Raw genomic sequence first — 21,491 nt, forward strand, 5'->3', positions numbered from 1 at the left:
AAGCAGCCGAGAGGCAAAAAGAATAAGTGGAGCGGTAGTTCAGTTGGTTAGAATACCTGCCTGTCACGCAGGGGGTCGCGGGTTCGAGTCCCGTCCGTTCCGCCACTTATCAAAGCCCCGTGATGAAAATCACGGGGCTTTTTTATATCATTAATATTATTGGGTTTTATGGATAATGAGCCATAATAGGTGGTTTGAAGCGTTATTTGAGGAAAACACAGTCTTACGTCTGCTTTAATTGGTTCTACAAGTATATTATTAAATCGTTTTAGGATAGAAAGTAACTGTTCACTATTTGGGGGGAGAATTTAAGCTATATTAATATCAAATATACGCTTTAAGGCTTTCTTGCCATTGGAAGTAAAAGTAACGTCTCTATAGCCTTTTGTTTTATCTATCCATTTGTTTTCTTCAAAGAATTGTAGCAGTAATGATCCTGCGAGCCCTCCTAAGTGCATACGTCTTTCACTCCAATCTAAACAAGCACATGCTATTTTCCGTTTTGTATGAGGAACAATATCTATCCCCAATTTTTTGAATTGCTCGGCACCAATTATGGATAATTTATTCTCTTTAGCCATAAACCAGCCATTTTTATCCATAAATTCATATATTTTAACAGCAATTTCTCCTGCCAAGTGGTCATAGCAGGTGCGTGCTTTTCGTAGATGTATAGGCGTTGTTATTGGGAGGGTATACTCCAATTTCATAGATACCCCCATTAATGTTTCTAATAATTCGGCAATGTCTGAGCCTGCAAGTCGATAATAGCGGTGCCTTCCTTGAGATAGACAACTAATTAAGTGGCTATTTAAAAGCTTAGCTAGATGTGCACTTGTTGTTGATGGCGCTATGTCTGCAACTGCGCTTAATTCTGTTGCTGTCCATGCTCTGCCATCCATTAATGCACACAAAATGCTGACCCTTGAAGGATCAGCAATTGCAGAAGCAACTTTTGCGATGGATTGTTCTAATGGTTCTTTTTCTTCAATGAGAATGCTATTTTTGCTGGGTATCATGGTTGGCTTTCCCATTGTTTCGTCACTTCAGCGGCTAACATATCATTGTCTGTTATTAATATTAGCCTATTATTATGGTCGCTATATTGAACTAAGATATTAATTTGGTGAAGTGCGAGTTGAGAAACAATTTCGCCGAGTTCACCTGGACGCTCTTGTTTCAATTTGCGGATAACCGGTTGTATAGTACTTTCAATCTGTAAACCCACAGTTGCTAAGGCACTACGCGCTTTTTCTGGCTGGGTAACAAGAAAGTGAGCGTGGCTTTTTCCTCCGATAGAAAAAACGCCACCGCCTTCAAGACCAACACCATGTTTCCCTAATGTTGTTGCTAACAGAGCTAGAGCACCTACTTGATTTTCAAGAATAACATGAATGTCATACATCAGAGCTATCCTCTTTATTGAATGAGTAATCCTTTAGTGTATGAGCAATTCGAATTCGATAATGGGAAAAAATGGCTTGTTGCCCTTCAACTTGTGCATTGATATGCATGAAATGGTTTTTCCATTTTTTTATAGCTTCCTCTGTTTCCCACCATGAAAGTGAGAGGATTTTTCCTTCCGTTGTGACAGATTGAAAACGCTCGACAGCAATGAACCCTTCAATATTCATAAGTTCAGATTTAAGTTTGGCTGCCAATTCGAAATAACGGTCTTTTTGCGCAGGTATTGGGGTGGCTTCAAAAATGACGGCAATCATAAAATACTCCTTAGTGTATAAAGCTCAACTATAAGGATTTAATTTATAGATACTTCGATGGTGAGCGAAATATTGAAAATAGGAATTTAAAAGATAGGGAAAAGAAGGCGGGTCATTTTAAGGACTGATATAAACTGTAACCCGCTATTGACCCTGCTACATCATAGACAAAATCATGCCAACTCCAACCGGTGCCCGCAGGCCTGCTATCATAAAGCTCTTTTGCTGTGCCAAGAGATACTGAAAACAGAATACCGAATATGGCCGCATCACGGTGTTGTATGTTTTGTTTATCTGCATAAGCATTGCCAGCTGCAGCCATAGCCGCTGAAAATGCAAAATGCTGAGCTTTATCTTTGCCTTGCCAATTATCATTAGCCCAATGGAAACCCTGACATCCTGTCAAAACGAGCATAAATAAGCTAATGATTAGTGACTTGGACATATTTGCTGGGATACCTAGAAAATTAAAGTAGCAAAATAAAAGCGCCACTGGTGTGACGCTTATTGTTTAAAATCTAAAGAATGCGGCTAATTAAGCGGTCGACTCGTATTCGACGTAGTCTTCGGATTAATTTCTTCACTTTAACTGGATAGGTTTGAATGCTGTCTAGTTCACGATAATGGCTAACAACTTTTGTATGCGTTCGGATACACGCTAGTTCGTGGCTACGTTGCTCTTGCAATTGTTGTTTTGGATCGTGAATTAATACTGCATTTTCAAGATCTAAGCCCCATGCGCGAGGGTTTAAGTTATTACCGGTGATCAACTGCCACTGATTATCAACCCACATACCTTTTAAGTGATAGGTATTATCGCCATCTTTCCAGAGCCTAACTGTTAATTGTTGGCTGTCAATAAAGCGTTGTAAGCGGCTGACAAAGCGACGCAGATTGATTTCGTAAAGATAGGGCAATGCACCTATAATTTTAAATGGTTCTTCGGGGGGGATATAAAAATCATTGGCGGTTTTGTCACCAATGATAATTTCGACCTCTTTACCATCACGCAGTAACCTGTTGATGATTCGGACTAAAACTGCGGGCAGATTAAAATAAGGTGTACAGATAGTTAATTTATTACTGGTCGACCCCATTAAGTGGGTGATGACTCGGTTTAAATCATTTTTCTTACCAAGCCCGACAAAAGGGGTAACCGATAATGCGTCATTTGATGCATTTCCTGTAAATTGGTAAGAAGCGCCCCTTAAGCTTAAGCGAAATTGTTTGATTAAATGCTTAAACTCTGCTGTTTTAGGACGAGTTTCAGTATTGAGCAAATGAACCGCTTCGGCAGGCAATAATGATGCATCAATAAATTTTTTCATTGATGCAGTGAGTTGCCCATTTTTAATCAGGTGGTATCTGTCATAACGGTATCTATCATGACGTTGTAAATACACGTCATTAATACTCGCTCCGCTATATAGCAAGGTATCATCAAATAAAAAGCCTTTGAGGTGTAGTACACCAAGGGCTTCCCGTGTATTGACAGGAATACCATAGATAGGAATTTCGATATCAGGGTAATGCTGAGCAACATCATAATACCAATCGGCATTAGTTGCATTTGCAGCAACTCCTATACGCCCTCGTTGAGCACGGTGCCAGTCTACGAGAATTTTGATATCCAATGATGTATTAGCTTGTTTTGCAGCATATAGAGCATGAAGTACGTCTTTGCCTGCATCGTCTTTCTCTAAATACAAAGCCGTTATGTAGATAGTATTTTGAGCTTGAGAGATTTGCTTAAGCAGTTCATCACGAAAATCTTCTGTCTTATATAGCGTTTTTACATCAGCAACTTCTTGAGAGAGTTTTGGTAAACTTAACAAATATTGTTGATGTTTTGCTTGTTTTAATTTTGACAACATCACAGTGTAAATTTTCTCTTATTAGTCTAATAGCAACTCGCTTTGCGCACATTTTTAAGCGAATGATCTATGGATGATAGCATATTTAGCTAAACCATTTAGTATAAATTGACGACTTGTTTAATTACTATACAAGTTAAGCCGTGTCCTTAGATATTTCTATAAGTGAAGTGTCAGATTAACGACTCCGTCTTCAAATTGAACGTCAATCTCAAAGCCCAGTTTTTTCGCTAGGCTTATCATATTACGGTTTTCAGGCATGGTTATTGCTGTTAGTTTTTTAATGCCGTGGCTCCGAGTATAGTTAAGTAGCTTTTGCATGAGTTGATAACCGAGCGTTTGCCCCTTCATATCAGAGCGAACCAGTACTGCAAATTCGGCTTCTTGGTTATCAGGATCAGCCATTGCTCGCGTGACGCCAATAATTTCAGGCGTAGTATTTGGGTTTTTTACCGCAACGAAAGCCATTTCTCGGTCATAATCAATTTGTGTCATATTGGCGAGGTCATCGTGGGTGAATTCGCTGATCTCGCTAAAATAGCGATAATAAAGATCCTCTTTTGTCACTTGTTCTATAAAGGATTTTAGCAATGGTTCATCTTCAGGAAGGATCGGACGTAGCAAGCACGTAAGATCTTCTTTTAAATGGATTGTTTCTTCTAGTTCACTAGGGTAAGGGCGGATCGCTAGCCTTGATGTGGTCGCATCATCTGTTGGGCTTAATGTCATTGAGACATCAAGTAAAGTAAATTCATCTCCTGAAGCGAGCAATGGGTGGATGTCTAACCTTGTAATATTTGGGCAATCTATAATTAAATTTGAAACTCGCACTAATAAAGCTGATAGCCCTATAATATTTAAGGGTTCTAAAGCGCTTCGAGATTTGATTTTATAACTTTTGATAGCATTAATAACGAGGTAGCGAGCTAAAGCCATATTCAGTGGTGGAAGAGCGACGGCAGCTTGGCTCTCTTGTTGCCACTCAATACCACCTTCTCCTAGCATGATGAGAGGACCAAAAACAGGGTCTAGCTCAACAGCAATTCTGAGTTCTTGGGCACCTGCTCGATTAGCCATACTTTGGACTAATAGCCCTTCAATTCGTGCATTAGGGAAATTTGTTGAAACACGCTCCATAATCGCTTTGGCGGCATCTTCTACTTCTTTAGCATTGCGCAAATAGAGCATGACCCCTTGTACTTCTGACTTGTGTACAATATCAGGAGAACGCAGTTTTAAAGCAACGGGGTAACCAATTTTTTCTGCAATTTCAATGGCTTCATTGCTAGAGTGCGCTATCCATGTGGGTAAACTATTTAACCCGTAGGCTTTTAAAATAGGTTGAACTTCATGCGTATCTAGGTGCAACTTATTATTTTCCAATGCTTGCTGAATATATTCATGAGCCTGTTGTGTATTAGCGGTGATACCTACTGGAAGGGCTGGCGTTTCTTTTAATTGTTTTTGGTTACGGCGATATTCCACCATATGCATGTAAGCGGTTATTGCCCCTTCTGGAGTACGGTAGGTTGGGATCCCCGCTTCACTAAATAGGCGACGAGATTCTTGAGATGAATATTCTCCACACCAGTTGGTTAAGATAGTTAGCCATTTTCCGCGTGGATGTTGCTTTATGGTTTTAATGATTTTTTCTGCCATGGTTTTGCTTTCAGTTATCGCACTGGGTGTGTGGATAAGCAATAAAGCGTCATGGTCGTGGCTGTCGAGCATTTTGTTCAATACATTGATATAGCGCTCAACGGTGGAGTCATCCCCTAGGTCAATCGGGTTTTTCGTCGATAAATCAAGTGGTAGCAGTGAACTTAATTCATTTTCTGTTTCAACACTTAACGTTGCAAGTTTGCCACTACGCAAGAGAAGTTCGTCTAGCGCCATCGCGGCAGGGGCAGAGCCATTGCTCATGATTGAAAGACGCTCACCACGTAATGGCGTCATATAGCTTAATGTTTCAACCGCAGAAAACATTTCGTGAGTATCCTGCACGCGAAGTAGCCCTGCACGCTGGATAGCAGCGTCATAAGCGGCATCTAGGCTCGGTTTATCGCCCAGAAGCTCTTGTGCTTTACGGGTTCGACCGCTTTTTATCACCAATATAGGTTTATTGCGTGAGGCGCTGCGAGATGACGATAAGAAGCGTCGCGCATCACTAATGCTTTCGAGGTACAACAAAATGGCACTGGTTTTGCTGTCACGCGCTAAATAATCGAGTAAATCGTCAATATCAATATCGATGCTATCACCCAAGGCAATAAAATAAGAAAAACCGATGTCTCGGTGCCTTGCCCAATCCAGAACGGTATTTGATACCGCAGCAGATTGAGAGATAAAAGCGAGCTTTCCTTTTAAGATTGGAATTGGTGAAAAACTCGCATTCAGGCCCTGCCAAGGGGCTAAAAAACCTAGGCTATTCGGGCCTAATAAGCGAATTTGATATTGCTGTGCGACTTTTTTTAATTCATTAAACTGAATTGAAGGGGACGATAAAATAATCACCACCTTACAGCCTGCTTCCCCTAATTGCTGTAAACAGGTGATATTACGTGAGTAATGAGTGCAGATAACGGCAAGGTCAGGTTTGAGCGGTAATTTATCTATAGACGGATAGGCAAGCACGCCAAGGACAGAGTCTCGGTTTGGGTTAACAGGCAGAATAGGGCCTTTAAAGCCACTGGTAAGCAGGTTTTTCATCATAACCGAACCTGCACGGCCCGGATTTTCAGATGCACCAATGACAACGATAGACTTTGGTCTGAATAAAGATTCTAACTGACTGACTAAACCCATGGTTGATAACCCTTTGCTTTGCTGAACGAGATAGGCGTCCAATAGATAAAAATTGGCTGAGTAATACTTATGAATACTATGCCTTATCTTTGCGATTGCGCTAGTTTATCTAGTGAGTTTAATTAATTTATACAAGCACGTTCACGTTTTATTAGCATGACGATCTAAAAGTTGTCATTTAATGGTACTGGGCTCGAAAAGAAAGCGGAAAACAGTACCAATAAATAGTTAGAGGTGGGATTCGGTAAGTAGCTTCTGTGCAATAGGGTGATGTGGTTTTCCTTCAAGATATTTTTGACGGAAAAGATTGAAATGGCTAAATAGTTGTTTTGACGCGTTTAAATCTCCCGCTAGTTCTAAAACGGTAGCAGCTACCTCAGCGGTACAATGTTGTTCTTCCCTTGATGGCGTACGTAGTAAATAATCCGTTCTTGCTTTGGTATTAATTGAAAGCATTGGAATATCATTAAGATAAGGACTTTTACGAAACATTTTACGTGCTTCTGGCCAGGTCCCATCGAGTAAAATAAATAAAGCGGGTTTATCCGACAAAGTAGGTTCATTGACCACGACACGTTCATTTTGAGCGTAGCTTTCTGGAAAAATAAGGTAAGGTTGCCTTGTAGTGTCTTGCAATGCCGCCAGTAGTTGCGTATCAGGCTCTGTTCTTGACCATTGAAAGGCCAAAGTGTCGGGTAAAACATCCGCAATCAATTTTCCTGTATTACTTGGCTTGAATACTTCGCCATCAAACATAATTAAGCAGAATTGGCTTTTTGCTTGTGACGATACGGTGTCTTGGCACAGGCACTGTGGAATAGGTAACAAGCAATATTGGCAACGTTTTACTCGGCAGCCCCGCGCTTTAAACGGTTTAGTCGATAATGCGAGGCGCTGTTGACGCAGGTGATAAACGGCATTCGGAGTCATGTTGAGTTATATTTTTAGGCCTAAAATGAAGGCGCATATTGTACGCAAAACGATTTCTATACGATAGAAGTATATTCAATAACTTTTAGATGAGATAATAGAGTGAATCGGTAGCGTAGCCATGCAACATCATGTAATCTTCGCGCCATAGCTTAGTAGGGGATAGTGATGAACGACTCGAATGATTTTAGTGGTAAAAACGGCAAAGTAAAAGTGATGTATGTCCGCAGTGAAGAGCAGGACAACAATACAGGTAATGATAAACGCCGAGGCGGTGGCCGTGACGATAGGCGTGGTAATGACAAACGTGGTGGCGATAGACGAGATGGTGCTCGCCAAGATCGTGGTGGTCGCTCAAGTCGCCCTGAAGGCGGTCGTGAAGGTCGTCGCTCCGATAACCGTAATGATGCACCTCGTGAGCGTTCACCTTGGCGCACTGTTTCTAAGCCAGATAGCGAAGAGTTAGCGAATGACCATGGCGGAATTGTTGGTAAGAGTCAAATTGACCCGGAACAGTTGCGTAAGCAGCGCCAAGAAGAAACCCGTATCTATGGTGAGAATGCATGCCAAGCCATGTTTAAAAACCGCCCTGATGCGATTGTTCGCGCGTGGTTCTTGCAATCTGTCACGCCGCGTTTTCGTGATGCGCTAAAATGGATGGCTGCAAATCGCAAGGCTTACCATGTTGTCGATGACGAAGAGTTATCGAAAGCATCGGGAACTGAACATCATGGTGGCGTCTGTTTTATCATCAAAAAACGCGGTGGTATGAGTGCAGATGCTTACTTGCAGCAAGCGACAGGTAATGACTGCGTCTTAGCTCTGGAAGATGTGGGAAATCCACATAATCTGGGCGGTATTATGCGTAGTTGTGCGCACTTTGGTATCAAAGGTGTGATTTTGCAGGATGCTGGCATGCTGGAGTCTGGTGCGGCAATTCGTACCGCAGAAGGTGGTGCTGAGCACATTAAAGCGATTGATGCCGATGGGTTAACGGATACTTTGGATAAATTCCGCAAAGCGGGTTATACCATTGTGACGACTTCCAGCCATAAAGGCAGCCAAGATCTCGCAAAAGCGAAGTTACCTGCCAAAATGGTATTAGTTTTAGGCCAAGAAAGTGATGGTTTAAGTGATAGCACGTGGGACCAAGGTGATATGAGCCTGTATATCGGTGGAACAGGTAAAGTGGAAAGCTTGAACGTGTCTGTTGCAACGGGAATTATGTTGGCGCAGTGGTGGCAACAAAACCAAGTTAAATAATACTTTTTCGTTATAAGATATCTAAAGCCATACATAAAAGGATGTATTTCCAGCTATGTATGGCTTTTTGATATCTGTCATCAAGACGACTTAGTGGGATGGGCTCATTAATGAGCGCCACCGTCTTTTGACCCCGCCCCAAATGGTGGCTTAGCGAACCAGACAATCACCATCAGTAGGATAAAAATTCCAGCTGAGAGCCAAAATATCTCATTGGCTGACATAATCAGCCCTTGGTCAGTAATGGTTTTAGCAAGGTAGGCTGCACTTTGCTGCTCATTCATACCAATTTTCGCCAACTCACTGTACATCTGTTGGGCATTTGGGTTGTATGGGTTAACAAACTCAGCAAGGTTTTCATGGTGCATTGACTCTCTTTGCGTCCACATAGTTGTGGTAATCGATGTCCCAATTGCTCCAGCTAAGGTTCGAGTAAAGTTGGACAAACTAGATGCAGAGGCCATTTTTTCTGGTGGTAGGCCAGATAATGTAATGGTTGTCAAAGGCATAAAGAAACAAGCGATAGCTAAGCCCTGCACAAATTGTGGCCATGCGGCTTCGGCAAAACTCATTCCAGGTTCGAAAGTATAAGCACGCCAATAGTAACAAACGGCATAGATAATAAAGCTGAATGTAACTAAATAACGCATATCAATTCGGTTACCAAAGCGCCCTATAATTGGCGTAATCAGTAGCGGTAATAACCCTACAGGAGCAGAGGCTAGCCCAGCCCAGGTCGCGGTATAACCATAAACCTCTTGCAGCAATTGCGGCAGTAGTACAATCGTCCCAAAATAGAGCATGTAAGCGAGACTTAAGGACAAACAGCCAATCGTAAAGTTGCGTTCTTTAAACAGGGACAAGTCGATGACAGGATGGTCGTCTGTGAGCTCCCAAACAATTAAAAAGGCAATTGCGACAACGGCAATAACGGTTAGGACGATAATTTCAGTCGAGTTAAACCAATCCAACTCTTTGCCTTGGTCAAGCATGATTTGTAAAGCACCAATACCGACAACCAATAGTACCAAACCAATAGTATCAATACGCTGAATGGATATTTTAGTTTCACGGCCTTTTAAGGTACGCATGATGGCAAAAATAATCGCAATACTAAATGGCACATTGATAAAGAATATCCAGCCCCAATGGTAGTTATCACTAATATAACCACCAAGAATCGGTCCGCAAATAGGAGCAATAACGATAGTCATTGACCAAAGGGCGAGGGCCATGTTGCGTTTGGCGGGAGGATAATTATTAAGCAGCAAGCTTTGAGACAAAGGAATGAGCGGCCCTGCAACTAAACCTTGTAAAACACGGAATAAGATCAGCATTTCTAAGCTGCCAGAAATACCGCACAGCCATGAAGTTAAAGCGAATAAGCCTGTAGACCATAAAAATAGCCTGACTTCACCAATCCTACGCGCTAGCCAACCAGTGACAGGGATGGAGATGGCATTGGCAACACCGAAAGAGGTTATTACCCATGTCCCTTGTGAGTTGGATGCCCCTAAGTTTCCAGCAATGGTCGGAATAGCTACGTTAGCAATTGTGGAATCAAGAACTTGCATAAATGTTGCCAACGAAAGGGCAATCGTCATCCAGGCGAGTTTTGATCCCGTTAAAGGTGCTGTCGTCACGATTGCACCTCCACCTATTGATTTCCTAGGTTATTATTAATTATCTCAGTAACTATTTTGTCTGCAGGAGACATATCCACAGCTAATGCAGCGGTATGGTAAGCTGGTGTATCACGCATTCCTTTAGAAAGCACTTTGCCGTTTTTATCTAACGTATCAACTGTTACTTCGGTGGATAAACCGATACGTAGTGGATGCTCTTCAAGCTGAGTTTTATCTAAGGAAATGCGCACAGGAAGGCGCTGGACTACTTTGATCCAGTTACCACTGGCATTTTGTGCAGGTAATAAAGAGAATGCGCTACCTGTTCCCATATCAAGTCCCACAACAGTGCCGCTGAATACGATATCTTTACCGTAAAAGTCAGTCGTGACCTTCGCTGGCTGGCCGATACGCATATCTGCAAGTTGTGTTTCTTTAAAGTTCGCATCAATCCACATCCCCTCGGAAGGGACAATAGCCATTAACGGTGTTGAAGGGGTGATTTGTGAGCCTACTTGTACACTGCGACGAGAAACATAGCCATCAACAGGGCTGACAATTTTCGTTCGTTGTAAAGTCAGCCAAGCATTTCTAACTTGGGTCGCTGCTTGCTCTACAGCTGGCTGTTTTTCAATTGAGGTATTTAGAACGATGGCTTGATTCGCATTATATTGTTCTATTGCCACGTCTAATGCCGCTTTAGCACTGACAACGGCTTCTCTAGCGTGCTGCAGTTCTTCTTTACCAATAACATGGCTGCTGCCTAACACTTCTCGACGTTTTAAATCATTCTGTAAGCGGTTTAATTCAGAACGTTTTACCTGAATATTGGCTTGGAGCTGGCGGCTATTAACCATGTGCTGGCGGGTCTGACGGACGCTGTTTGCTAATTCTGTTTTTGCTTTATCTAGAGTTAGCTCTGCATCACGTGGGTCGAGTTCAACCAAAACGGTGCCACTTGTCACAAAATCGGTATTATCCACATTGACCGTCATGACGCTCCCGGAAACTTGGGATTGTATTTGTACTTGATTTCCTGCGACATAAGCGTTGTCTGTTGACTCATAGTGGCGAAGAACGAGATACCAGTAGATCGCCCAGCCAACGCCTATAATAATAAATAATAGTGTCAAAAAGATAAGCGCACTTTTGCGTTGTCTTTTTTTATTTCGTTGGGGAGTTTGCGTTTGTTGCATTTCCTCAGGGGAACTCATACTCGTATTTCTCCATTTCTATGGATAAGGATCACGGTTGTTTCCAGTAGTTAGGTGTTAACCACTGGAAACTGAGACTACAAATGATTTTGCTGTTTGATGGGATATCGTAAAGCATAAGGGTGAAAGGATAATGATATATTATTGGCTGAAAAGTTTTTTTTCACCGTTGAGCTTAAGAATGGCTCAAATACATTAACCTTACAAAAGTTATGGTCAATCTTTTATAGTATCCAGTTTTGTCAGTAATTTACGCATTAGCGTATTAAGTTGTTGTTTTTCATCAATATCTAAAACAGACCAAATATCAATTAATGCGCTGTGCTGAGGTGGTAATAGACCATTTAAAAATTCAGTCCCTTTTTCTGTGAGGTGTAGATGAAGGCAACGTCTATCATTGTGACTCTCTTTGCGTTCAATCCAACCATTTTTTTCCAGTTCATCTGCAATGCGTGTCGCATTGGTTCGTGAGGAACCAAGGGCAGCACTGAGTTCAGATGGCTGAATACTGCGGGAGTCTTTTGTATCAAGGATCATGAGCGCCATAAATAGTGTTTCATTAATACCTTGGGACCTTAACATATTATTTCGCGCTTCAAGTAATTTCCCATGAACATGCATGCATAGGCGTGTTAGGAGAATTTCTTGATACGGAATAGGGCTTTCACGTGAATCTTGCTGTTCTACACGAGTATTGAGTAACTCTTCAGTAGGTGTAAATGAACTTTCCATTATTGGGATACCTTATTAGTTTCAGTTGGTAAGATTACAACTGTCATCAACCATCTAAATGGTATATTAAAAGATAGAATTAGCAATTGTACTTAATTAATATCGCCGATTTTATTTTGATAATGATACATGATTCATAAATTTTATGAATGTAATTTACCTATTTTAGTATAGCGTACTAACTATTTTATACTGATAGTGTCACTTTTGGTTGCGAAATAACCAATTCAACACTTAATTAAAGGCTAATTTCAATCATATGAAACAATATATAATCACATGACATTAACTCAATACCATTTTTTTTGTTACCCAATAATTACAACTTAGATAGATACACTTATATTATAAGTATAACCACCTATTTTTGTATAATTAAAACATTATTTGACGTAACAGTAATTTGAGATTTTAACAGTTATACTACCTTCTTAAAGAGTCATTGTATTTGTTTAACTGTGTCATTCACTAATATTTACTTTGTTTATTATTACAGTTGATAACTATTGGTTCTATGATAAACGGTCTACTACTTCAACATATTGGTAGATAAGATTGAGGCACATAACTTCAATGTATTATGATTTTTTATCTATTTATGAGACCTCTTATGAGACCTCAAAAATCGTTCTCTCAAAATGCATTGATGCCAGTATGAGTAATAACTAGTCATCAGTTATGGTGATGATGGGATCAAAACGAATGCCAATAGCCCAAATGATTAAACTTAGGGTCGTCAAAATTGCTCCTGCAACTGCTACGCCTTCCCAACCTGCATGTTCATAGGCATAACCTGAAAGCAGGGAACCGAGTGCTCCACCTATGAAATAACTCGTCATATAGCCGGCCGTTAGGCGATTACGCGCTTCAGGTAATATACGATATAACGTACTCTGGCTCGTGACATGAACGGCTTGCACCGCAAGGTCTAGCACCAAAACCCCGATGATAAACGCGACGAGAGAATATTTAGCTAAACCGATGGGGATCCAGGACAATAGTAATAAAACCAATCCGATTGTTGTGATGATTTTTCCTTTACCTTTATCGACAAGATGCCCTGCTTGGGAGGCCATCAGTGCGCCTGCGGCACCGACTAAGCCAAATAAGCCAATAGTCCCTTCGGAGTAATTGAATGGCGGGCTGGCTAACAAAAAAGCCATTGCGGTCCATAATAAACCAAAGTTGGCAAATGATAATGCGCCTAGAGAAGCGCGTACCGCAAGCACTGGGGTCCCAAAAAATAGTCGGCCAATAGAGCAAATAAGCTGAAAATAGTTTAAGTTGGTTTTTTGATGGTAACGAGGGAGTTTAATTGCTAGAACAATCATTAACAGCATTAATAATGCAAAAGCCACCCAATAGATAGCGCGCCAGCCACCGACCATAGCAACAGCGCCTGAAACTGTTCTTGCAAGTAGAATTCCCAGTAATAGCCCACTCATGATCATCCCCACCGCTTTACCGCGTTTATGAGGTTTAGCAATAGACGCAGCGAGTGGGATCAGGACTTGTGCAACAACCGAAAATAGCCCTGTCAGGGCAGTACCTAAAAGGATTTGCCAAATATTATTTGAAAGCGCTGTAATTAATAACCCTAATGCCGAAAGAAAGGTCATGGTTAAAATTAAACGCTTGCGTTCAAACAAATCTCCCAGCGGGACTAAAAAAAGTAAACCTGCCGCATAGCCCAGTTGGGCCGCGGTGACAATAAACCCAGCCATATTCGTGGTTAAATTAAACTGCCCCGCAATGGTGTCTAAAAGCGGTTGAGCATAGTAATTACTGGCAACGACGAGACCTGTGGCAATGGCCATTAAAATAGTGAGGCCTGTTGTTAGCTCTGCAGTTTGGGTCTGTTTCATGAGGATTACCTATTATTAGCTAGGCGACTACTATAAACAAAATTTATTACCTTGGTTTATTTCTTTTTGTCATTGATGCAAAAAAGCCACCGGTTAGGGTGGCTAAGGTTATAATCGGGTTGTTTGTTCTTACTTAGCGGCTGCTTGCGCTTCCTTTACCCAACCGTCAAAAGTGGATTGGTGAGCTTTGATCCAAGCATTTGTGTGGCGCTGAATGTCTGATTGTGATGCTTCACCATTATGCATTCTTAAATTCTGCGCATTAATATCGGCAATAGGCAGCTTCATTACTTCAAATAATTTTGCCGCAGCAGGGTTATCCGCTGCCCATTTTTTATTGGCGACAATATGCATGGTATTTGGTGGGAAACCATAATTTTTTCCGTTAGGTAATGCTGTATCTGTTTTTTCACCATTTGGCATTGATGAGAATGGCACTTCTAACCAGACCACGTCACGACCCGGCTTGAGGACATCACTTATCCAGTAAGGCGTCCACGTATAATATAAAATAGGCTTACCTTCTTTATATCGGGTAATGGTATCCGCCATCATCGCGGCGTAGTTACCTTGGTTATGGTCGACGGTTTTTTCTAGGTCATAAGCTTTTAAATGGTTATTAATAGCAGCTTCACAGCCCCAACCTGGGTTACATCCCGTTAAATCCGCTTTACCATTACCATTTGAATCGAAGAGTTTAGCAATTTTAGGGTCTTTGAGTTGTTCAACATTGGTAATGTTGTATTTCTCAGCCGTTTTTTTGTCGATAAGGTAGCCTTGAGCCGCATTGACAACATAGTTGCCTTGACGATAGAACACATTATCACCGCCAGCGGCGTCATATTGCGCATTATGTAAAGGAACCCAGCTGGTGGCTAAGTAAGTCGCATCACCGTTCGCAATAGATGCGTAAGCCACGTTATAGTCGACCTCTTTGATAGGCTGAACATCATAGCCGAGCTCTTCAAGGGCTTTCGCCACAATCAGTGTTTGGAACGTTTCCTCACTGATCGTACTTTGTACAGGGTTAATTTTTATCCCTTTGCCCGGAAGGTCGTCCGCACTTGCTAATGGGACGGTAAATATGGCTGTTAGTGCAGATGCAAGAATGATTTTATGTTTCATTATATTGTTCCCTCTGTTTTTTCGCAGCGAGCTTGGCTTTAAAGTTAAGAGCCAAGTTAGGTGCCACGTGAATGGCACTCAGGTGAATGGAGGATATTTTGATTAATGGTTTTTTTTACAAAATGGGCGCATAACTAACCCAATAGGGCCTTTTTGATACCAACGACATGATGTTTTGCCGCGCGTATCTTGCCCCAAAGATTGGGTGAAACGGTCTAAAATGATAGCTAGAATAACAATACCGACCCCTCCGACAGACGCGAGGCCCATATCAAGGCGACCAATACCCCGTAAGACCATTTGGCCTAAGCCCCCGACGGCGATCATTGATGCGATAACAACCATCGACAGCGCTAACATCAAGGTTTGGTTTACCCCGGCCATAATAGTTGGCATCGCCAATGGCAATTGCACTTTAAATAGCATTTGGCGGGGACTTGCACCGAATGATTCAGCGGCTTCAATTAAGTCAGCTGGGACTTGTTTGATCCCTAAAATGGTCAAACGAATGATTGGCGGTAGAGCAAATATTATGGTGACGACGACACCAGGCACATTACCGATACCAAATAACATAACAATCGGGACTAAATAGACGAATGCGGGTGTGGTTTGCATCGCATCAAGTAATGGGCGAATAACTTTAGCCGCTCTATCACTACGCGCTAGCCAAATACCTAGCGGTAGTCCTATCACAATACAAAATAGTAAAGACGTGAGGACCAGAGAGAGTGTCACCATGGCTTCCGACCAAGCCCCAATTGCTCCGATGGCTATCATCGAAATAAATGTGGCCACACCCATTGCACGTCCCGCTAATTGCCAAGCGAGTAACGCGAAAATGATAATGGCAACGGGGGACGGGAGTGAGGTAAGAAATTGTTCAAACCCACTCAAAATGAAATCAATAGGAGCACGTATCCCTTGGAATACAGGACGAAAGTTGAGGACAACCCAGTCAATTGCATGTGCAACCCATGAATCAAGGGGGATCAGCGTGTGCTGGAAGGGATCCATAATATTAAACTGGTCGGGTATGATGCTATCTGTTGGGGCGGCATCAAGCCAATCACTCGAACTGGTATCAGCAGGTGTTGTTGTGTCTGATGCATTGCCCCATGGATCATCCGCAGACGTATTTGTCTCGCTAGAGCTTGCCGCTGCCCATGGATCATCAGCTGGTGTATTTTCAGTACCTTGTGTTGGTGTATTAGTGACTTCAGTATCAGCCCATGGATCTTGCTGGTTAGTTGTTGTTTCTTGATTTTGCTTACTCATTTGGTGTCTCCTTATCCAGCGCTTGTAACAGCATTCCTTTTGAAATCACGCCCAAATACCGGTTTTTTTCGTTAATAACCGGAACGGCGCAAGGGGCCTGTGCTACTGTAGAAATAACTTCATTTAAGGATGTATCACCTTGAATTGGTTCGATATCAGTTAAAATTGCGGCTTCAATACCTGCTTTTTCATGAAGCGCTTTTTCTAAGGATTCAACAGAAACCACACCGGCAAAAGTATGTCCTCGAGAAATTAAATAACCGTGATAGCGATCTTCATCGTTAAGGACTTTTAGCGCGGAGCGAGGACCAAAACCCGGTGCGATGTGCAATAGGGCATTTGGTCGTCTGCGTGCGATGTCCTTAGCACTGAAAACTTGGCTGATATCTACACCACGGAAAAAGGTCTTAACGTAGTCATTCGCAGGGTTATTGAGTATCTCATCAGGTGTGCCGACTTGAACAACAACGCCTCCTTGCATAATGGCAATGCGGTCACCAATTCTCATGGCTTCATCAAGATCATGGGAAATAAAGACAATCGTGCGTTGTTTGTCCCCTTGCAAGGAGAGCAGTTCATCTTGCATTTCTGTACGAATTAGTGGGTCGAGGGCTGAGAATGCTTCATCCATTAACAGAATATCTGGGTCATTGGCGAGTGCTCTGGCTAACCCGATACGTTGGCGCATCCCGCCAGATAGCTCATCTGGATATGAATTTGCCCATTTTTCAAGGTTAACTTGCTCAAGCGCATTCATGGCTTTCTTATGGCGCTCTTCTTTTGGGATACCAGAAAGTTCCATGCCAAAAGCGGTGTTATCGATGACGTTCATATGTGGCATCAACGCAAAGGATTGAAACACCATACTAATTTTTGTTCGCCTAACTTCGCGCAGTGCTTTGTCAGAGATATTGGAAATATCTTCACCGTCTATCATGACTTGCCCGCTAGTTGGTTCTATCAGGCGATTGAGGAGGCGCACCAAGGTCGATTTCCCTGAGCCAGAAAGTCCCATGACAACAAAGATTTCGCCTTCTTCAATCGTCAGATTAACATCTTGAACACCTACGGTAAGGCCTGTTTTTTCAAAGATATCATCTTTATTCATACCTGATTCTAATAGCTTAAATGCTTGATCAGGATTATCCCCAAATATTTTATATAAATTTTTAACTTGTAATTTTATTGCCATATATTATTTACCCAATTTTCAATCAACAAGGAAGATAAATTACCTATATTGAATGTGATGAATTCTATAGTGGTAGTTAACACTATGTTTCCTAACTATGCTTCCTAACTATGATTATCCTTTGAAAATTATTAGGGCAGAGATTCCTATATTTAGTTTAATGGGCTAGTTAATTATGGATTAAATTCAAATTCCTCCGTTTGAGTTATTAGTAAAATTTGCAAGCAATAAACCCTAGCATAATAAAATCAGCTGACAACCCTAGGTTAAGTATAATTAATCAAAAAATTAGAGAGGAATAATGATTTTATTAGTGTAAATAAAATCGATATCTAAGCTATATACTAATAACCTCTATAATATTCATGTTAGTGTTAACTCGCTGGTGAGATTGAATTTATTTAAAAATAATTTACTTTTAATTTATCAATGTGGGGATTACATGCTCTGTTCTATTTTTAGGTGAAATAGATGCTGGATTGATGGGTGAAAAAAAAGAAATTAACAGTGAATGTATTAATTAAATTTATCTAAAATAAAGTGAAACTTGATTGAATTGAGAAATAAGGCCAGATTAATTCATTAAAAATGAATAATTGAACAGATATACATATAAAAAACGAACTTAATTGTTCATTTATTGAGCCAAAAAATACCATGACAAATAATTTCGTTATAATTCATCATGGTATGATTTTTATTGTGGGCTGCTTTTATTGGTAAGCTAAATTAACAATTTGATTAAAAGTCCCAGTCATCATCTTCGGTACTGACTGCTTTACCAATAATATAAGATGAACCTGAGCCTGAAAAGAAATCATGATTTTCATTTGCATCAGGAGATAATGCCGATAATATCGCGGCACTCACATCGGTGACAGTATCTGGAAATAAGGCTTCATAACCTAAGTTCATTAATGCTTTATTTGCATTGTAATGAAGGAACTTTTTGACATCTTCTGACCAACCAACTGTGTCATAAAGTTCTTGGGTATATTTCACTTCATTTTCATATAAATCGAATAATAATGAAAATGTAAAATCCTTAATTTCTTTTTGAGCATTCTCATCGTATTGTGTTAATGATTTTTGGAATTTATAACCAATATAATAGCCATGTATAGCTTCATCACGAATAATTAAACGTATAAGGTCGGCGGTATTAGTTAGCTTCCCTCTACTTGACCAATACATTGGTAAATAGAAACCTGAATAAAATAGAAATGATTCTAAAAAGACGCTAGCGACCTTTTTCTTTAAAGGGTGTGAATCACAATAGTAAGATAGGATGATCTTCGCTTTATTTTGTAATGCAATGTTTTCTTCACTCCAGCGGTATGCATCATCGACATCAGTCGTAGAGCAAAGTGTTGAAAATATTGAGCTATAAGAGCGTGCATGTACGGCTTCCATAAAGCTAATATTTGATAAAACCGCTTCTTCATGAGGTGTTTGAGCATCTGGCATTAAACAAGGCGCACCAACCGTATTTTGAATGGTATCTAGTAGCGTGAGGCCGGTAAATACGCGTATCGTTAGCTGTTTTTCTGCAGCAGTTAGGGTATTCCAAGAAGGAATATCATTAGATAATGGCACTTTTTCTGGAAGCCAAAAGTTACTGGTTAATCGGTTCCATACTTCTAAGTCTTTATCATCCTGAATGCGGTTCCAGTTAATGGCTTTTACTGGTGTGTTAGATGTGCTGGTGGTCATAAATATTTTCCTATTACAAAGTGCAAGATACGCAGCCTTCGACCTCTGTTCCTTCGAGGGCAGTTTGGCGTAATCGGATGTAATACAATGTCTTGATTCCTTTTCGCCAGGCATATATTTGCGCTCGGTTAATATCTCGTGTGGTGGCATCATCTTTAAAAAAGAGAGTCAAAGATAAACCTTGGTCAACGTGCTGAGTTGCCATGGCATAAGTATCAATAATTTTTTCAGGACCGATTTGGTAAGCATCTTGGTAATATTCTAAGTTTTCATTCGTCATAAAAGGAGCTGGATAGTAAACACGGCCAATTTTACCTTCTTTACGAATTTCAATTCGTGAAACAATGGGGTGGATGCTTGATGTTGAATTATTGATGTAAGAGATAGACCCTGTAGGCGGGATCGCTTGCAAGTTCTGGTTATAAATCCCATAGGTAATGACAGACTGCTTTAAGGCTTGCCAATCTTCACGAGTTGGAATTTCGATACCCGAACGTCGGAATAATTCCTGAACGGTTTGTGTTTTTTGTAGCCAAATATTGTTGATATATTTATCAAAATAATCACCAGAGGCATAAGTTGAATGTTCAAAACCAACAAATGCAGTTTTTCTTTCAATGGCTAATTGGTTTGACGTTTTTAATGCGTAATAGGTGACCGTATAAAAATAGATATTGGTGAAATCGAGCGCTTCTTCTGAGCCGTAATAGATATGCTCCCTTGCTAGGTAGCCATGTAAATTCATTTGCCCTAATCCAATCGCATGTGATTGCCGGTTACCTTCAGCAATGGAAGGGACAGAACGAATATCACTCATATCTGAAACCGCGCTCAGTGCTCTAACGGCAGCAGCTATTGATTGAGCGAAATTCGGTGAGTCCATCGTTTTAGCGATATTCATGGAGCCTAAATTACAGCTAATATCTTTACCAATTTGTTGATAGCTTAAATCGTCTTCATAAAGACTAGGGCGATTAACTTGCAGTATTTCTGAGCACAGATTGCTCATATTAATACGCCCTGCGATAGGATTAGCTCGGTTGGCCGTATCTTCAAATAAAATATACGGATATCCAGATTCAAACTGGATCTCAGCTAAAGTTTGGAAAAATTCCCGAGCATTAATTTTGTATTTTTTTATCGCTTTGTTATTGACCATTTCATGGTATTTGTCTGTAACACTAATCTCAGACATAGGGACACCATAGATGCGCTCAATATCATAAGGAGAGAACAAATACATGTCCTGGTTATCTTTCGCTAGTTGGAAAGTGATATCAGGGATCACGACCCCTAGAGAAAGTGTTTTAATCCGTATTTTTTCATCTGCATTTTCACGCTTAGTGTCAAGAAAACGCATAATATCAGGGTGATGAGCGTTCAAATAGACTGCGCCAGCGCCTTGCCTAGCACCGAGTTGGTTGGCATAAGAGAATGCGTCTTCCAACATCTTCATGACAGGAACAACCCCAGAGGATTGGTTTTCAATCAATTTTATTGGGGCGCCTTGCTCCCGTAAGTTAGTCATCAGAAAGGCGACACCGCCCCCTCGTTTGGATAACTGCAAAGCTGAATTTACTGAGCGGCCAATGGATTCCATGTTGTCTTCGATTCTTAAAAGAAAACAAGAAATTAGCTCACCGCGTTGTTTTTTACCGCAGTTAAGAAAAGTGGGAGTGGCGGGTTGAAAACGCCCTGTAATGATTTCATCAACATATAATCTAGCGAGGGACTCATTCCCTTGTGCAAGTGTTAAGGCAACCATACAGACGCGATCTTCATAGCGTTCGAGATAGCGTTTGCCATCAAAAGTTTTCAGTGTATAGCTAGTGTAATATTTAAAGGCACCTAGGAATGTTTGAAAACGGAATTTGTGAGCGTATGCCTGTTTAAATAATGCTTTTATAAATTCAAAGTTATATTGTTCTAATACACTATTTTCGTAATAATTTTCTTGTACTAAAAAGTCTAATTTTTCTTTTAAATCATGGAAAAATACGGTGTTCTGGTTCACATGCTGTCGAAAATAGTGGTGAGCCGCTTCTTTGTCTTTATCAAATTGAATACGGCCTTCGTTATCATATAAATTCAACATCGCATTGAGTGCATGATAATCGACATCTGATGTATTTTGCATTTTATCCATTTGAAATA

Annotated in this window: 17 protein-coding genes and 1 tRNA gene; 2 read left to right on the top strand and 16 right to left on the bottom strand. The window is 40.8% G+C overall.

From position 1 onward, the window contains the following. Positions 1 to 28: 28 nt before the first annotated feature. A tRNA-Asp gene (locus PR800_RS14210) sits at positions 29 to 105 on the top strand. A gap of 203 nt (positions 106 to 308) precedes the next feature. On the opposite strand, the gene PR800_RS14215 is transcribed toward PR800_RS14210, so the two are convergent. The 7 genes from PR800_RS14215 to PR800_RS14245 form a co-directional block, all read right to left on the bottom strand. Further along, positions 309 to 1,034, bottom strand: coding sequence for an ArsR/SmtB family transcription factor (locus tag PR800_RS14215; RefSeq protein ID WP_231068684.1), 726 nt, complete (start codon positions 1,032 to 1,034; stop codon positions 309 to 311). Next, positions 1,016 to 1,405 (bottom strand): amino acid-binding protein, encoded by a 390-nt coding sequence (locus tag PR800_RS14220; protein WP_102138271.1) that lies wholly within the window; start codon positions 1,403 to 1,405, stop codon positions 1,016 to 1,018. Before PR800_RS14220 ends, PR800_RS14215 begins: the two co-directional genes overlap by 19 nt. Then, positions 1,398 to 1,721 carry an antibiotic biosynthesis monooxygenase family protein gene (locus PR800_RS14225; RefSeq protein WP_166266245.1) on the bottom strand — a complete coding sequence of 108 codons (324 nt, stop codon included), beginning with the start codon at positions 1,719 to 1,721 and terminating at the stop codon, positions 1,398 to 1,400. The genes PR800_RS14220 and PR800_RS14225 overlap by 8 nt, the downstream gene beginning before the upstream one ends. Positions 1,722 to 1,833: 112 nt before the next feature. After that, positions 1,834 to 2,166 carry a YfiM family lipoprotein gene (locus PR800_RS14230; RefSeq protein ID WP_166266248.1) on the bottom strand — a complete coding sequence of 111 codons (333 nt, stop codon included), beginning with the start codon at positions 2,164 to 2,166 and terminating at the stop codon, positions 1,834 to 1,836. Between the two features lie 73 nt (positions 2,167 to 2,239). Next, positions 2,240 to 3,595 (bottom strand): CDP-diacylglycerol--serine O-phosphatidyltransferase, encoded by a 1,356-nt coding sequence (gene pssA / locus PR800_RS14235; protein WP_102138274.1) that lies wholly within the window; start codon positions 3,593 to 3,595, stop codon positions 2,240 to 2,242. Between the two features lie 159 nt (positions 3,596 to 3,754). Beyond that, positions 3,755 to 6,400 (bottom strand): bifunctional acetate--CoA ligase family protein/GNAT family N-acetyltransferase, encoded by a 2,646-nt coding sequence (locus tag PR800_RS14240; RefSeq protein ID WP_166266251.1) that lies wholly within the window; start codon positions 6,398 to 6,400, stop codon positions 3,755 to 3,757. A gap of 228 nt (positions 6,401 to 6,628) precedes the next feature. Beyond that, positions 6,629 to 7,330 carry a tRNA-uridine aminocarboxypropyltransferase gene (locus PR800_RS14245; protein ID WP_210848870.1) on the bottom strand — a complete coding sequence of 234 codons (702 nt, stop codon included), beginning with the start codon at positions 7,328 to 7,330 and terminating at the stop codon, positions 6,629 to 6,631. A gap of 168 nt (positions 7,331 to 7,498) precedes the next feature. Between PR800_RS14245 and PR800_RS14250 the strand changes: the two genes are divergently transcribed. Next, entirely contained in the window at positions 7,499 to 8,593 is a 1,095-nt protein-coding gene (locus tag PR800_RS14250; protein ID WP_102138277.1) for a tRNA/rRNA methyltransferase, read from the top strand. Positions 8,594 to 8,700: 107 nt separating this feature from the next. On the opposite strand, the gene emrB is transcribed toward PR800_RS14250, so the two are convergent. The 9 genes from emrB to nrdE form a co-directional block, all read right to left on the bottom strand. Further along, on the bottom strand, positions 8,701 to 10,236 hold the full coding sequence (gene emrB / locus PR800_RS14255; RefSeq protein ID WP_166266257.1) for a multidrug efflux MFS transporter permease subunit EmrB: 1,536 nt from the start codon (positions 10,234 to 10,236) through the stop codon (positions 8,701 to 8,703). A gap of 14 nt (positions 10,237 to 10,250) precedes the next feature. Then, positions 10,251 to 11,432: a multidrug efflux MFS transporter periplasmic adaptor subunit EmrA gene (gene emrA / locus PR800_RS14260; RefSeq protein WP_239979333.1), complete on the bottom strand. Its 1,182-nt coding sequence runs from the start codon at positions 11,430 to 11,432 to the stop codon at positions 10,251 to 10,253. 216 nt (positions 11,433 to 11,648) lie between these two features. After that, positions 11,649 to 12,164, bottom strand: a complete 516-nt coding sequence (mprA, locus tag PR800_RS14265) for a transcriptional repressor MprA (protein WP_166266260.1) — start codon at positions 12,162 to 12,164, stop codon at positions 11,649 to 11,651. Between the two features lie 665 nt (positions 12,165 to 12,829). Beyond that, positions 12,830 to 14,029 carry an MFS transporter gene (locus tag PR800_RS14270; protein WP_195698316.1) on the bottom strand — a complete coding sequence of 400 codons (1,200 nt, stop codon included), beginning with the start codon at positions 14,027 to 14,029 and terminating at the stop codon, positions 12,830 to 12,832. A 129-nt stretch (positions 14,030 to 14,158) separates the two neighbouring features. Next, positions 14,159 to 15,154 (bottom strand): glycine betaine/L-proline ABC transporter substrate-binding protein ProX, encoded by a 996-nt coding sequence (gene proX / locus PR800_RS14275; RefSeq protein WP_102138282.1) that lies wholly within the window; start codon positions 15,152 to 15,154, stop codon positions 14,159 to 14,161. Positions 15,155 to 15,256: 102 nt separating this feature from the next. Then, positions 15,257 to 16,432, bottom strand: coding sequence for a glycine betaine/L-proline ABC transporter permease ProW (proW, locus tag PR800_RS14280; protein WP_231068688.1), 1,176 nt, complete (start codon positions 16,430 to 16,432; stop codon positions 15,257 to 15,259). After that, positions 16,425 to 17,624 carry a glycine betaine/L-proline ABC transporter ATP-binding protein ProV gene (gene proV, locus PR800_RS14285; protein ID WP_004257111.1) on the bottom strand — a complete coding sequence of 400 codons (1,200 nt, stop codon included), beginning with the start codon at positions 17,622 to 17,624 and terminating at the stop codon, positions 16,425 to 16,427. The genes proW and proV overlap by 8 nt, the downstream gene beginning before the upstream one ends. Positions 17,625 to 18,365: 741 nt before the next feature. After that, the gene (nrdF, locus tag PR800_RS14290) at positions 18,366 to 19,337 is read right to left on the bottom strand and encodes a class 1b ribonucleoside-diphosphate reductase subunit beta (protein ID WP_166266268.1); all 972 of its coding nucleotides are present in this window, start codon (positions 19,335 to 19,337) and stop codon (positions 18,366 to 18,368) included. A gap of 13 nt (positions 19,338 to 19,350) precedes the next feature. Continuing rightward, positions 19,351 to 21,483 carry a class 1b ribonucleoside-diphosphate reductase subunit alpha gene (gene nrdE, locus PR800_RS14295; RefSeq protein ID WP_272531084.1) on the bottom strand — a complete coding sequence of 711 codons (2,133 nt, stop codon included), beginning with the start codon at positions 21,481 to 21,483 and terminating at the stop codon, positions 19,351 to 19,353. Positions 21,484 to 21,491 lie beyond the last annotated feature (8 nt).

Source organism: Providencia sp. PROV205, from assembly GCF_028479505.1.
In the GTDB taxonomy this organism is placed as follows: domain Bacteria; phylum Pseudomonadota; class Gammaproteobacteria; order Enterobacterales; family Enterobacteriaceae; genus Providencia; species Providencia huaxiensis.